Source organism: Amycolatopsis rhabdoformis (genome assembly GCF_035918295.1).
Taxonomy (GTDB): domain Bacteria; phylum Actinomycetota; class Actinomycetes; order Mycobacteriales; family Pseudonocardiaceae; genus Amycolatopsis; species Amycolatopsis rhabdoformis.
Window position 1 is genome coordinate 10038772 of record NZ_CP142149.1, and the last position, 13853, is coordinate 10052624.

General features: G+C 72.2%; 14 protein-coding genes. 6 read left to right on the top strand and 8 right to left on the bottom strand.

The features are described from left to right. Positions 1-36 precede the first annotated feature (36 nt). From VSH64_RS46720 to VSH64_RS46730, 3 genes are all read left to right on the top strand, one after another. Positions 37-741 (top strand): lysophospholipid acyltransferase family protein, encoded by a 705-nt coding sequence (locus VSH64_RS46720; protein ID WP_326569160.1) that lies wholly within the window; start codon positions 37-39, stop codon positions 739-741. Further along, positions 741-1766, top strand: coding sequence for an NAD(P)H-dependent glycerol-3-phosphate dehydrogenase (locus VSH64_RS46725; RefSeq protein WP_326569161.1), 1026 nt, complete (start codon positions 741-743; stop codon positions 1764-1766). The genes VSH64_RS46720 and VSH64_RS46725 overlap by 1 nt, the downstream gene beginning before the upstream one ends. Positions 1767-1956: 190 nt before the next feature. Further along, positions 1957-2436 (top strand): cysteine dioxygenase, encoded by a 480-nt coding sequence (locus VSH64_RS46730; protein ID WP_326569162.1) that lies wholly within the window; start codon positions 1957-1959, stop codon positions 2434-2436. A gap of 34 nt (positions 2437-2470) precedes the next feature. Here VSH64_RS46730 and VSH64_RS46735 read toward each other — a convergent pair whose 3' ends face one another. The 7 genes from VSH64_RS46735 to VSH64_RS46765 form a co-directional block, all read right to left on the bottom strand. After that, positions 2471-3472 carry an asparaginase gene (locus VSH64_RS46735; protein ID WP_326569163.1) on the bottom strand — a complete coding sequence of 334 codons (1002 nt, stop codon included), beginning with the start codon at positions 3470-3472 and terminating at the stop codon, positions 2471-2473. An 81-nt stretch (positions 3473-3553) separates the two neighbouring features. After that, positions 3554-4375: a class I SAM-dependent methyltransferase gene (locus VSH64_RS46740; RefSeq protein ID WP_326569164.1), complete on the bottom strand. Its 822-nt coding sequence runs from the start codon at positions 4373-4375 to the stop codon at positions 3554-3556. Beyond that, positions 4372-4752 carry a VOC family protein gene (locus VSH64_RS46745; protein ID WP_326569165.1) on the bottom strand — a complete coding sequence of 127 codons (381 nt, stop codon included), beginning with the start codon at positions 4750-4752 and terminating at the stop codon, positions 4372-4374. Before VSH64_RS46745 ends, VSH64_RS46740 begins: the two co-directional genes overlap by 4 nt. Before the next feature lie 78 nt (positions 4753-4830). Further along, positions 4831-6342, bottom strand: a complete 1512-nt coding sequence (locus tag VSH64_RS46750) for an outer membrane protein assembly factor BamB family protein (protein WP_326569166.1) — start codon at positions 6340-6342, stop codon at positions 4831-4833. Between the two features lie 140 nt (positions 6343-6482). Then, positions 6483-7220, bottom strand: coding sequence for an FAD:protein FMN transferase (locus VSH64_RS46755; protein ID WP_326569167.1), 738 nt, complete (start codon positions 7218-7220; stop codon positions 6483-6485). Further along, a complete protein-coding gene (locus tag VSH64_RS46760) occupies positions 7220-7630 on the bottom strand; it encodes an FMN-binding protein (RefSeq protein WP_326569168.1) in 411 nt (136 codons plus the stop codon). The genes VSH64_RS46755 and VSH64_RS46760 overlap by 1 nt, the downstream gene beginning before the upstream one ends. Positions 7631-7640: 10 nt before the next feature. Beyond that, positions 7641-8996, bottom strand: a complete 1356-nt coding sequence (locus tag VSH64_RS46765; protein ID WP_326569169.1) for a ferredoxin reductase family protein — start codon at positions 8994-8996, stop codon at positions 7641-7643. A 139-nt stretch (positions 8997-9135) separates the two neighbouring features. Between VSH64_RS46765 and VSH64_RS46770 the strand changes: the two genes are divergently transcribed. Both VSH64_RS46770 and VSH64_RS46775 read left to right on the top strand, forming a co-directional pair. After that, complete coding sequence (locus VSH64_RS46770; protein ID WP_326569170.1) at positions 9136-9837, top strand: response regulator transcription factor; 702 nt, start codon at positions 9136-9138, stop codon at positions 9835-9837. Beyond that, positions 9834-11285, top strand: coding sequence for a sensor histidine kinase (locus tag VSH64_RS46775; protein WP_326569171.1), 1452 nt, complete (start codon positions 9834-9836; stop codon positions 11283-11285). The genes VSH64_RS46770 and VSH64_RS46775 overlap by 4 nt, the downstream gene beginning before the upstream one ends. Here the strand turns inward: VSH64_RS46775 and VSH64_RS46780 are convergent. After that, positions 11257-11961 carry a pyridoxamine 5'-phosphate oxidase family protein gene (locus VSH64_RS46780; protein ID WP_326569172.1) on the bottom strand — a complete coding sequence of 235 codons (705 nt, stop codon included), beginning with the start codon at positions 11959-11961 and terminating at the stop codon, positions 11257-11259. The genes VSH64_RS46775 and VSH64_RS46780 overlap by 29 nt on opposite strands. Before the next feature lie 86 nt (positions 11962-12047). On the opposite strand from VSH64_RS46780, the gene pdxR reads away from it, so the two are divergent. After that, positions 12048-13418, top strand: coding sequence for a MocR-like pyridoxine biosynthesis transcription factor PdxR (gene pdxR, locus VSH64_RS46785; protein ID WP_326569173.1), 1371 nt, complete (start codon positions 12048-12050; stop codon positions 13416-13418). Positions 13419-13853 lie beyond the last annotated feature (435 nt).

Here is a 13853-nt window from a genome sequence, read left to right on the forward strand (position 1 = left end):
CAGGATCTGCCCGAGTGGATCGACCGAGGAGGAGACTTGGCGCGGCGTGAGAAGGGCGGCTTCTGGGTGGGGCTGGCCGCCTTCGTGTTCTACCCGCTGACCCGTATCGGGAAGCGGCGCTACATCGGCGCGGAGAAGATTCCGCGGCAGGGCCCGGCGGTGCTGGTGCTGAACCACATTTCGCACCTCGACCCCGTGGTCGACGCCGTGTTCGTGCACCGCCAGAAGCGCGTGCCGCGGTTCTTCCTCAAGGACAGCCTGCTCAAGGTGCCCGTCCTCGGGAAGATCGCGACGGCGTCGGGGCAGATCCCGGTGTCGCGCAACTCCAGCGCGGCGGGCGACAGCCTCCGGGCCGCGCACGAGGCGCTGTCCGAGGGCAAGATCGTGGTGATCTACCCCGAGGGCACGATCACGAAGGACCCCGCGGGCTGGCCCAAGGAGTCGTTCACCGGTGTCGCGCGGCTGGCGCTGCAGAACGACGCGCCGGTGATCCCGATCGCGCGCTGGGGCACCAACCAGATCTACAACGGCTACACCAAGAAGCTCACGCCGTTCCCGCGCAAGACCGTGACGCACCTGATCGGCGATCCGCTGGACCTCTCGGCCTACGCGGACGCCAACCCCCGCAGCGCGTCCACGCTGCGTGCGGTGACCAAGCTGATGATGGACGAGGTGACCCGCCTGCTCGCCGAGATCCGTCAGGAGGAGCCGCCGGCGAAGAAGCCGGAGGACGGCGCCTGATGGCCGCCTTCGCCACCGACGTCCAGCGCGTGACGGTGCTCGGCGCCGGCTCGTGGGGCACCGCGTTCGCCAAGGTCCTCGGCGACGCCGGGCGCGACGTCACGATGTGGGCGCGCCGCGAGTCGATCGCCGAGGAGATCACGGCGCGGCACACCAACGAGTCGTACCTGCCCGGCACCCGGCTGCCCGACCGCGTCACGGCGACGGCCGACGCGGCGGCCGCGCTCGACGGCGCGCAGGCGGTGGTGCTCGGCGTGCCGAGCCAGAGCCTGCGCGCCAACCTCACGGCGTGGCAGCCGTTGCTGCCGCGCGAGGCGATCCTGGTGAGCCTCGCCAAGGGCGTGGAGCTGGGCACGCTCAAGCGCATGAGCGAGGTGATCGCCGAGCTGGCCAAGGTCGACGCGGGCGAGATCGTGGTGGTGTCCGGGCCGAACCTGGCCCGCGAGATCGCCGCGGCGCAACCGGCCGCGGCGGTGGTGGCGTGCGCGGACCACGAGCGCGCGGTGGCGATCCAGCGGGCGAGCTCGAACCAGTACTTCCGCCCGTACACCAACACCGACGTGGTGGGCTGCGAGCTGGGCGGCGCGTGCAAGAACGTGATCGCGCTGAGCTGCGGCATGGCCGCCGGCATGGGGCTCGGCGCCAACACGATGGCGACGCTGATCACGCGCGGGCTCGCGGAAATGGCGCGGCTGGGCGCGAAGCTCGGTGCCGACCCGCTCACGTTCGCGGGGCTCGCGGGCCTCGGCGACCTGGTGGCCACGTGCTCGTCGCCGTTGTCGCGCAACCGCACCTTCGGCGAACGGCTCGGCCGCGGCGACACGCTGGAGCAGGCGCAGGCCGCCACCGGCGGGCAGGTCGCCGAAGGCGTCACGTCGTGCTCGTCGATCCGGGAGCTCGCGCGGGGCCTGGGTGTCGACATGCCGATCACCGACGCGATGCACCGCGTGTGCCACGAGGGCGTGGACCCGCGCCAGGCCGGCGCGGAGCTGCTGGGGCGGTCGCGGAAACACGAGTGGAGCTGATCTCCCAGAAGCTGGGATCCGGTTGACCACCGAGGCCGGCGCTGGTTCGCTGTCGGCGTGACGATGTGCGTGACGACCGTGTGGCCGGGGTCCTGTGACCTCCGCCCCGTCGTGCTGCCGTCGTGTCGCTGTTGTCGGTGAACCCAGCCCCGGCCCAGCTCCACTTCACTTTCTCCCGCGAGGAACGACCATGTTCGCCGTCCCGGACAACACCCTGCTGCGTCCTGAAAACCCCGCCCTGCGCCACCCCGTGCGCGCCGCCCTCGAGGTGGCCGCCGACCGTGAGCGCTGGGCGAGCCTGCTGCGCTACGACCCCGACGAGCGCTTCTCCGCGCTCGTGCACCGCGGCGACGGGCAGGAGATCTGGCTGCTGAGCTGGCTGCCCGGCCAGGAGACCGACCTGCACGACCACGAGTTCTCCTCCGGCGCGTTCACGATCGTCTCCGGGCGGCTGACCGAAACCGTCGCGCGCCGTTCGCCCGAAGGCCGCGCGGTGACCGAGGTGCACTCGCTGGTCGCCGGACAGTCGCGGGTGTTCGGGCCCGGATACGTGCACGCGGTGCGCAACGACGGGCCCGACCCGGCGATCAGCGTGCACGTGTACCGCGACGGGCCGCGCGCGATGCGGTCGTACCACCTCGATCCCGTCGGCGGCCCGGTGCGCGGCTGAGGTTCGCGGTTTTTCAGGGGTCGGTTTCAGGGGCCTACCGGTCCAGATCACCGCGCAGCCGGAACTCCTGCTCCACGACCTCGCGCGAAGCACCGGTGGCGAGCAGCACCTGCAGCAGCACTCGGGCCTTGCGCGGGTCGAGCCAGCCCGCCATCGTCGCGCCGAGGCGGATGAGGCTCGACTCGGAACCGTGGAAGCCGTAGGTGCCGCGGAACGTGGTGCCCGCGCCGGTGCGGGTAGCGATGACGATCGGCACCGGCGCGGCGGCGATCACGTCCGCGGTCGCCCGCGAGACGTGCCCCACGCCACTGGCCGCCACGACAGCCCCGAGCGCGCCGCCGGCGAGCACGAGCTTGAGCAGCTCACCGGAATCCGCGAGGCCGGCTTCCAGCAACGGGACCAGCCCCGAGAAGTCGGCACCGTCCACCGAAAGAGCACCCGGACGTCCGCCGGCCGGGTGGAAGTAGTGCACGCGGCGTTCCGCGACGAGCGCGAGCGGTCCCGCCGGGTACGAGGAAAACGCTTCGAGGTGGCTCGCGTGGGCCTTACGCACCCAGCGCGCGGAGTGCACGTCGTCGTTGAACGCCACCAGCGCACCGCGTCCCCGGCTGCGCGGGTCGGCCGCGACGGTGAGCGCCGCCAGCAGGTTGGCCGGGCCGTCGGCGCTCGGCAGGCTCGGGTTGCGCATCGCCCCTGTGACGACCACCGGCACGTCGTGGGGCCAGGTGAGCTCGAAGAAGTACGCCGTCTCCTCGAGCGTGTCCGTGCCCTGCACCACCACGAGTCCCGCCGCGCCGGCCGCCACCTGCTCGAGGCCCCACTCGCGCGTGCGCAGCAGCGTCTCGTAGTCCATCGACGCGCTGGAGATGCCGGCGAGCGTGGCCGCGGTGACCTCCATCGGCAGGTCGGCGCCGAGGTCGCCCAGCAGGTCCTCGGCGGTCAGCCGCGGCACCACGCCGTCTTCGATCGAGCGGCCGGGGGCCATCGAGATGGTGCCGCCCAAGGCGGCCACGGCAACGCGCGTTCCCAGAGTCATTCCCGCACTCTAGGGAACTCGGCCCTGACGGGGCGGGACTTCGGCCGGGCCGGACTTGGCCTCGGCGCCGCGGAAACGGCGCTACGCGGGCTTCACCGCCTGCATCGTGTAGCTCGCCGCCAGCCGGCGCGGATTGTCCCGAAGCCGCCATTCGCGGCCCTCGACCTGCTCCATCTCGTTCGGCAGCGCGTTCCACGGCACGGAGTCGTGTTCGGTCAGCGCGGTGAGCGTGAGGCCGTGGGCCAGCAAGGCCGTGACGATTTCGCCGAGCGAGTGGTTCCACGAGTGCGTGGTGCTGTTCACGATCGGGCCGTCGGACTCGACGTAGGTGGTTTCCTCGGCGAACACGAGCGGTTCTTCGTGCTCGAAGTACTCGTACTTCGGCCAGCCGTGCTCGTCTTCCTCGTCGAGCGTCCACAGCATCGGGTGGCCCTCGCGGAAGAACAGCCGCCCGCCCGGCTTCAGCAGCCGGGCCACGACCTCGGCCCAGCGGTCGATCTTCGGCAGCCAGCACAGCGCACCGATGCCGGTGTAGACCAGGTCGAACGCGTTTTCGCCGAACACCTCGACGGCGTCGTAGGTGTTGGCCTCGTGGAAGTCGATCTCCGCGCCGGCGCTGTCCGCGAGCCGGCGGGCTTCGGCCAGCGAGCCGGGGGAGAGGTCGAGGCCGGACATCCGTGCGCCCAGGCGGGACAAGGAAACTGTGTCGGTGCCGATGTGGCACTGCAAGTGCACGCCGCGTAGCCCGGCGATGTCCCCGAGGCGAGGCAAGTCGAACTGCACCACGTCGCTGAGGTAGGCCGGGTCGGTGCGGAAGCGGTCGAAGCCGTAGTACTCCGACTTCGCGTGCACCACCGCGCGCTCGTCCCAGTTGGCGCGGTTGAGGTCGAACGACTCTGTCACGCCGTCGCCGCCCGCTCGGCTTTGCTGCGCAGCACGCAGAACTCGTTGCCTTCCGGGTCGAGCAGCACGGCCCAGCCGGTGCCGTCGGCGTTGCGCTGGTCGTCGAACAGCGTGGCGCCGGCGGCGAGCAGGCGCTCGACCTCGGCGTCGCGCGGGACGTCGGGCGTGAGGCACAGGTGGAGGCGGTTTTTCACCGTCTTGCGTTCCGGCACCTGGATGAACAACAGCGCGCCGCCGTGGTCGAGGATGATGCCGACCTCTTCGTCGCCGGGCTCGTCGCCCTCGGCGATCGGCCGGTCGAGGACGCTGCTCCAGAACTCGGCCAGCGCGTACGGATCGGCGCAATCGACGGTGGTGTTCTCGATGACGGACGGCATCTGGTTCCCCCTGCGAAGTCGGCTGGGCCGCAGTCTGCCCGAAAAGACCGGTCTCGCGCGAGGAGGTTTCGCCGGCCGTCAGCCGGGAAGGCCGATCACCGGCGCCGGCGTGCCATCGGACGTGCTGCGTGCGAGGACGATCGCACCGGGCGCCGGCACGAGCCGCAGTTCCGAAAGTGGGCCCGAGCCGGCCAGGTGAACGACCCGGCTCGTCGGCGGGCCGCCGTCGAACCCCTGCACCACCAGGGTCAGGTCCCGGCCGGTGTCGGCGCACACGCGCAGGTAGGTGTGGGGTGTGGTGGCGTCGGCCGAGCGCGCGGGGCAGGCACCGACGTCGATCGGACGCGTGGTGCCGGTGGTGAGATCGAGAGCGGCTGTCTTTTCCTGCTCGATCAGGGGAACCGGGCCCACGTCCATGCGCACCCAGCGGGTGGCGTCCGGCTGGGCCAGCAGCCGGCCGGTCTCGGTGTCGAACACGCCGTTGAGGACCGAGCCGGGTGCGGCGGCGCGGCCGACGAGCCGCAGCCACACGGCGGCGCCGTCGGTGGTGGCGGCGGGAGAGATGTCGAGGCGTTCGTCGTCGGGGCCAGTGGTCTCGACCACATGCCGCCAGCGTTCACGACCGGTCACCTCGTCGAGCGCGACGAGGCCCGCCGACCGGCCGCACTCGAGCGCCGCCAGCACCACGGTCTTGGCCTGGGCCGGCAAGGTGTACGGGTTCTGGCAGCCGGCCGGCGCGGACCAGTGCCAGAGTTCGGCGCCGGACTGCAGGTCGTAGCCGGCGTAGTCGTCGTCGCGGATGGTCAACGCCTTCGTGCCCACCAGGATCCCGCCGGTTTCGACCAGTACCGACGGCACCACGCGGTGGAAGCGTGGGGTGCCGGTGTCGGCGTCGAGCACCACCACGAGGTCGTTGCTGCTGTCGGTTTTCGACGCGAAGGCGGCCACGACCGTGCGCCGGTCGGCGGACGCGAGAAGCGCGTGGACCCGGGCGCCGGGCCGCGCGTAGGACCAGTCGGCGCTGCCGTCGAGGCCGTCGAGCGCGGTCACGGAACCGTCGATCGTCGCGACGACCACGCCGTGGCCCGCGGCCACAGTTTTGCTGACGTCGGCCGGCGGCTGCCAGGACCACTGCCGGTCGCCCGGCCGTTCGGCCACGGGTTCGGGCGTCAGGTCCGGCACCCCGCGGGCCTCGCTCGCGGTGGCGGCCCGGTCCGCGGCGAACGGCGCCACCACCGCCGCGCCGAGCACGACCACCGCCACCAGCAGGCCGACCGGCCGGATCCGCCACGACGTGGAGTCGAAGAGCCCGACCGCCACGCCCACCGCACCCACGGCGAGCACCGGCGTGTCCAGTCCGGGCAGGCCACCGCGCACGTCGAGCACCAGTCGCACCACGGCGGCCGCGGCGGCGAGCACGCCGAGCACGGCCGCCGCGATCCGCACCTTGCGCGACCCCACCAGGCCCAGCGCCGCGGCGACCAGCACCGCCGCCACGTATCCGAGCAGCACCACGCCGCCCGGTCTCGTCGCGCCACCCGACAAGAACGGCGCGACCACCACGCACACCACACCGGCTACCGTCGTCAACCGAAGCACGATCAGTACGACGCAGCCGGCGCGTCTGCGTTTCATCGACCGCTGTGAATTTCGCGTGACAACGAAATCACGCTGGTGCCGGTCGGAAGGTCACCGAGTGCCCGCTGAGTGCACTGTGGACGGTGCCGTGGTCAGGCGAGGGCCAGCGCCAGGCCGGGGGAGCGGTGCACGCGGTGCTCGTCGTCGATGATCAGCACGTCGCAGCCGGGTTGTTCGGCGGCCCAGGCGATGCCTTCGGTGCCGAGGGCGAAGGCCGCGGTGGCGAGCGCGTCGGCGTGGGTGAGGTCTTCGGTGACCACGGTGACGCTCAGCAGACCCGTGGCGGGCCGGCCGGTGCGGCCGTCGAGGATGTGGGCGCCGCGTTCGTAGGCCGCGGAAGTGGCGACGGAGCCGTCGCGCGAGGCGACCACGGCGCAGACGGCTTCGGGCTGGTCCGGATGGCGGATGCCGACGCGCCACGGCCGGCCGGGCTCCGGTTCGCCGGAGGTGACGACGTCGCCGCCGGCGTTGAGGCAGAAGTTGTCCGCGCCCGCAGCGAGGAGGCGGTCGGCAGCGCGCTGCACGGCCCAGCCCTTGACGACGGCGCACGGGTCCAGACCACGGCCGGGCAGCCACGCGCTGAAGGCGCCGCCGGAGATGCGTTCGTAGTAGGAGCACAACGTGAGGACTTCGTCGAGGTCTGCGCTCAGTTCCGTGAGCTCGCCGCGGTCGAGGCGCGAGACTTCGCTGCCGGCGCGGAACGGGCTGAACCTCGCGTCGACGTCGCGCAGCCACCGGAAGGCGTCGGCGACGGCACCGGTGAAATCGCCGTTGTCGCGCAGGTCGAGGGACACCGGCAGGCCCATCACGTGCTCGACGTGTTTGGTCATCACGAGCCCCTCGCGTCGAGCGCCGCCTGCAGCGACTTGATGTACGACTCGCTGGTCTGCGTCGCGCCGGAAACGGTGTCGATGTCTGCGCTCTGCGCCTGCAGGGCTTCTTCGCGCAGCACCGGGATCGCCGCGATGCCGCGGCCGCTGTCGGGCTGCTGCGCGAGCGAGACGTCGGTGATCCGGCTGCCGGAGAAGGTCACCTGCACCTGCACGGTGCCGAAATCGGTCTGCTCGGCCGTACCCTGCGTGGTCACCGCGGTGGCGCCGCCGGAACCGGCCGAAGTGGACGGTGCGGTGCTCACCTGCGGGGCGGCCACGGCCGTGCTCGTCGCCGGCGTGGGGTCGAAGCGCCACACGGCGATGAAGCCGGCGATCGACATCGCGACCACGAAAATCGTCCTTTTCATCGGAAGCTCCTCACGCGGCCAGGCTGAAGCGTTCGGCGTGCACCTGCGCACCGGGCACGTGCAGCTCGCGCAGGCTGCGCAGCACCGCCGACGTCATGCCCGGTGGGCCGCACACGAACACGTCACGGTCGTCGAGGTCGGGCACCAGGGCGTGCATGGCGGCGGGGCCGAGCACCGGACCGTGGGGGCCGCGTTGGTCCGAAGGTCCGCTGAGCACGTGGACGATCGCGCCCCGGGTTTTGGCGAGGGCGTGGAGCTCCGGCAGGAGCACGGCGTCGGCGGGCGTGCGCACGCGGTAGAGCAGCACGACATGACCGGTCACGTCTTCGAGCAGCGCGCGGATCGGGGTGATGCCGACGCCGCCGGCGATCAGCAGGGCGTTGGTGCGTTGCTGGTGCAGCGTGGTGAAGGCGCCGTACGGGCCTTCGGCGAACACGCGCGTGCCGAGCGGCAGCGAACGCAGGCCCGCGCTGGCGCTGCCGACGGCTTTCGCGGTGAGCCGCAGGGTGCGGCCGTCGGGCGCGGCGGAGAGGGAGTACGGGTTGGCCTGCCACCAGCGGTCGCGGGTCAGGAAGCGCCACAGGAAGAACTGTCCCGCGCGGGCCGGCAGCCGGTCCAGATCGCGGCCGGTGAGGTACACGGACACGGTGTCGGGCGACTCGGGCACCACGGCGACCACTCGTAACCGGTGCCGCAGGTTCCGCCGCAACGGCAGCAGCACCCGTCCGGCCAGCACGGCCAGGCCCGTGCTCAGCCACAGCGTCCACCAGTACGCGCGCGCCGCCGGGTGGCTCGCGAACGACTGGCCCACGGCGATCTGGTGCGTGAAGGCCAGCACCACGGCGGCGTAGGTGTAGAGGTGCACGAAGTGCCACGTCTCGTAGGCCATCCGGCGTCGAGCGAAGCGGGCCGAAGCGGCGCCGACCACGAGGATGAGCACGAACGCGACGATCGCGCGCAGGATCCCTTCGACGGTGTTCGCCAGCTGCACCAGCTCGTCGGGTGCGTTCGTGCGCTCGATCGCCGAGTAACCGACCACGACCAAAACCACGTGGGCGAGCAGCAGCCACAAAAGACTGAATCCGGTCCAGCGGTGCCAGGACGTGAGCCGGTCCATGCCGAGGCGGCGGTCGAGCCACGGCAGGCGCGCCACGAGCAGCAGCTGCACCGCCATGGCTTGCGCCGCGTAGATCCCGGCGAGACGCCCGGCGCTGATCAGCGGATCGTCCGACAGCCCGCCGAACGCGAAGAACACCGTGGTGAGCGCGACATTGGCGGCCAGGAACACGAAGATCCACGCCTTGGCGACCGCGCGGGGCGCCAGCACCGGACGAGGCGGCACGGCGATCGGGGTCAGGACACTCACGGGGATTTCCCTTCGGCTCACGGTCACGAACGCCAGCGTCGCCACGGAACCTGTGGGGGATCTGGGCGGAACCTGTCGACTGGCTGTCGGCCGCGGCGTCGGCTCGCGCGCCCGCGCGGTGGTCACGGAGGATGGTGGGGTGGACAACCCGAACCCGGTGCGGTTGCTCGTGGTGGACGACGAGCCGCACATCGCCGACCTGGTCGCGACCGTGGCCCGCTACGAGGGCTGGTCGGCCGTGACCGCGGGCTCGGGCGAGGCCGCGCTCAGCCGCGCGGCGGAGTTCGGGCCCGACATCGTGGTGCTCGACCTGATGCTGCCCGACCTCGACGGCTTCACCGTGCTGGATCGCCTGCGCGAAACCGGCAACGCCGTGCCCGTGGTCTTCCTGACGGCGAAAGACGCCACGGCCGACCGCATCGCCGGCCTCACCCGAGGCGGCGACGACTACCTCGTGAAGCCGTTTTCCGTCGAGGAGCTGATGGCCCGGCTGCGCGCGGTGCTGCGCCGGAGCAACGCCGTGCCGCAGGCGCCGCGCACGGCCGTGTTGCGCGTGGAGGACCTGACGCTCGACGAGGACACGCGCGAAGTCCGCCGCGCCGACCGGCTCGCGGTGCTCACGCCGACGGAGTACGAGCTGCTGCGCTACCTCATGCGCCGCTCGCCGGCCGTGCTCACGAAGGCGCAGATCCTCGACCACGTGTGGGAGTACGACTTCGGCGGCCGGTCCAATGTGGTCGAGCTGGTGATCTCGCACCTGCGCCGCAAGCTCGACGCCGGCGCCGAACCGCTGATCCACACCGTGCGCGGGGTCGGCTACGTCGTGCGAGCGGGCCGGTGACGCGGCTGCGGCGCTGGGCTCGCCGCTGGTACGACGCGTGGCGCGCGTCGCGGCTCGGCACGCGGCTGGCGTTCGGGCTCGGCGCGCTGGCGCTCGTGGTGTTCGCGATCGTGGGAACCGTCACGGTCGAGTTCATGCACGGCTACCTCGGGCGCCGGCTCGACGAGCAGTTGAAGACGAGCCAGGTCGCGCAGGTGCCGGGGTTACGCAGCTCGCACGGCAACCCGGAAGTCGTTTATTCGTGGTTCTCGGCGGTGTTCGTGATCGACCGCGGAGTGGCGACGCCGCAGCCGGGCAGCGATCTGCCGACGGACCTCAAGCCGCTGGCCGAGGTCGCGGCCGACGCGACGGGCGGCGACGTGTTCCGCACCGTGTACCTGCACGGCGCCGGGCCTTATCGCGTGCGCGCGTGTCCCGTCGCGACTTCGGCCGGCGGCGGAACGGTGCTGCTGAGCGCGGCGCCGCAAGCCGACCTGGACGGCACCGTGCGGCAGCTCGTGCTCGTGGAGGTGATCGCGTTCCTGCTCGCGCTCGCGATCCTCGTGGTGGTGGGCCGGCTCGTGCTGCGCCGCGGCCTGCGACCGCTGTCGGACATGGCGGGCACGGCGCACGACATCGCGTCGCACGACCTCACGGCGACCGCGAACCTGCCGGTGCGGGCCACGGGTGAAGGTGGTGGCGCGGAGGTGGCGGAGCTGCGGACGGCGTTCAACGTGATGCTCACCCACATCGAGTCTTCGCTCGCCGCGCGGACCGCCGCCAACGACCGCCTTCGCCGGTTCGTGGCCGACGCGTCGCACGAGCTGCGTACCCCGTTGACGTCGATTCGCGGCTACGCCGATCTTTTCCGCTACGCGGCGGCCAACGAGCCGGAGGAACGCGAAGCGCACCTGGCGAAGATCCGCGAGGAGACGGCACGGATGAGTGTGCTCGTCGACGATCTGCTGCTGCTCGCGCGGCTCGACGCGCCCGACGTGGAGCCACCCGTGCGACCCGAACGAGTGGACGTGGTCACGATCGCGGCGGCGGCAGCGGACGCGTTCCGGGTGGGGCGGCCGTCGCATCCGCTCTCGGTGGCGCCGGGTTCTTCCGCGCCGGTTTTAGTCGATGCGGATCCGGTGCGGTTGCGCCAGATCTTCGACAACCTGCTGGCGAACGCGGCCGTGCACACGCCTTCGGGGACTGCGGTGGGGTTGTCCGTGGGTGTCGAGGATTCCGTTGCCGTGATTCGGGTCGAGGACGCCGGGCCGGGGATTTCGCCGGAGGATCAGCAGCGGATTTTCGACCGGTTCTTCCGCGTGGACAACTCGCGCACGCGCTCGGCCGGCGGCACCGGGCTGGGCCTGTCGGTGGTGCATTCGCTGGTGGCGGAACACGGCGGCACGGTCGACGTCGAGAGCCGGCCGGGCCGCACCGTGTTCACCGTGCGGCTGCCGCCGGCGCGCTGACGCGGCCGGCCACGTGCGCGGGCACCGGCCAGCCGGCGGCGAGATCCGCTGAGGGCTCGGGTTCGCCGAACACGGTTTTCACGGGCAGGACGCCGGCCCAGGCGCTGTTGGCGTCGACGTCTTCGGGCTCGTCGTCGGGGCCTTCGGCGCGCAGCTTCACCGACGCTTCGGCGAGGTCGAGGGCGAGCACGGAAACGGCCGCGAACTCCTTGGCGTTCACGCCGCGCGCGTGGTCCCACGAGCCGGGGGAGAGGTGGTCGGTGAGCACGCGCAGGGCGTGGAGTTTCTCGTCGCGGTCGGTGATGAGGCGCGCGCGGCCGAGGATCACGGCGCTGCGGTAGTTCATCGAGTGGTTGTTCACCGAGCGGGCGTAGACGATGCCGTCGAGCAGGGTCACCGTCACGCAGACGTCGAGGTCCTGCGCTGCGGTGCGCAGACTGGCCGCGCCCGTGGAACCATGCAGGTAGAGCGTTTCGCCGTCGCGGCCGTAGCCGGTGGGCAGCACGAGCGGCGCGCCGTCGCGGACGAGGCCGAGGTGGCAGATCAGGGCCTCGTCGAGCACGGCGTGCAGCGTCGCGCGATCGGTGGCCGCGCGGTTCTTCTTGCGGCCGAGGGTGGTGCGGGCGGTCGGCGAGAGGCTGGTCGGGTCCGCGCTGCTCTGGTCCGCGTGGGTCATGTTCGCAGTGTCGCGCGGGTGAGTGGACGTGTTGAACGGCCACTTCTTCTACACTTGGGAAGTCCACTTTCTCTGTTGGGGGTTTTGTGTCCTACGCCGACACCGCGCTTCCGGTGAGCCTCGACCGCGACGCGAGCACGCCGCTGGCCGTGCAGCTGGCCGACGCTCTGCGCGAGGCCGCCGCGAGCGGGCACCTGCGCGGCGGCGACCGGTTGCCGTCCACGCGCGCGCTGGCCGAGCGGCTCGGGGTTTCGCGCACCGTCACGTCGGCCGCGTACGAGCAGCTGCACGCCGAAGGCTGGATCGCCGGGCGCCACGGCTCGGGCACCTACGTGACCACGCCGCCGACGCGCGCGGCCGCCTCCGTGTCCCCGGCGGGACCCCCCGTGGCCGAAACCGAGGCGGCGCCGCTGCTCGACCTCACGCCGGGCACGCCGTGGGCCGCGGGTCTGGACCGCGCCGCGTGGCGCCGCGCGTGGCGGGCGGCGGCCGATCCCGAGCCGTTGATCCGCGCGCACCGCGCCGGGCTGCCCGAGTACCGCGCCACCGTTTCGGAACACCTGTTGCGCCACCGCGGCCTGGCCGCCGGCTCGGTCCTGGCCACGGGCGGCACCACCGCGGCCGTCGTGGAGCTGGCCGCCGCGGTGCTGCGGCGCGGCGCGGTCGTGGCGTTCGAGGAGCCGGGGTACCAGCGGGCCGTGCAGGCGTTCCGCAGCGCGGGGCTCACGGTGGTGGGCGTGCCCGTCGACGAAGAGGGCCTGCGCCCGGACGCCATCCCGCCCGGCGCACGGGCCGTCTATTGCTCGCCGGCGCACCAATACCCGATGGGCAGCCGCATGAGCGCGGCCCGCCGCGTCGAACTCGTCGAACGCGCCCGCGCCGACGGCATGCTCGTCATCGAAGACGACTACGACGGCGAGCTCCGCTTCGACGTCGCCCCGCTGCCCATGCTGGCCGCACTGGCGCCCGACGTCGTCGTCCACCTCGGCACCACCAGCAAGATCCTCACCCCGACCCTCGGCGCCGGCTGGCTCGTGGCGCCCCCGTCGGTCGCCTCCGCCGTCCTGGCCTACCGCGACCTCACCGGCACCCGCCCCTCCCCGGCCGGCCAGCGCGTCCTCGTCGAACTCGCCCGCCACGGCGACCTGGGCCGCCACCTGCGCAAACTCCGTCGCGAACTGGCGGAACGGCGATCGCTTCTCTCGGCCGCCCTCACGTCGGCGGCGATCCCGATCCTCGGTGACGACGCGGGTGCGCATCTGGTGGTGCCGTTCGCTTCGGCTGAGCGGGAGGTTCGGTGCCTCGCTGCGGCGGAACTGCAGGGGATCCGGCTGGACGGGCTGGCCCGCCACTTCGCGGGCACGCCGACTGTGCACGGGGTGGCGTTGGGGTATGCGGGGTGTTCGCGGGAGGCGTTGGTGAGTGCGTTGCCGGCTTTGGTGGGGTTGCTTCGCTGAGGCTGGGTTGGGGTGGGGCTGGTTTGTGCTGGGGTTGGTGCGAACGGTCCGTTCGTGCCGGGGGTCTTGTCGCGACCGGTCTTGTGGTGCGGGGCTGCTCGGTGTGAGTGGTCCCCTCGTGCGCAGCCCTGGTTGCGAGCGGTCCGGTCGGGCTGTGGCTGCATCTCGAACGATCCGGTGGCGCCGCTGCGACTGCCGCGAGAGGTCCGTGGGTGCGCGGTTGCTTGGCTGGACTGGTCGAATCGCGCGCAGCCTTCGCGGCGAGAGGTCCCGCCGCGACGCGGCTGCGTCGCGAACGGTCCGGTCGCGCCGCCACGGCGAGTGGCTCGTTGGTGCGCAGCTGCTTGGTGCGAGCGGTCCCGTCGCGCACATCCCTCGGGCGACCGGTCCCGTCGCTCCTGCGGCGGCTGCGCGAACGGTCCAGTCGCGCCGCCA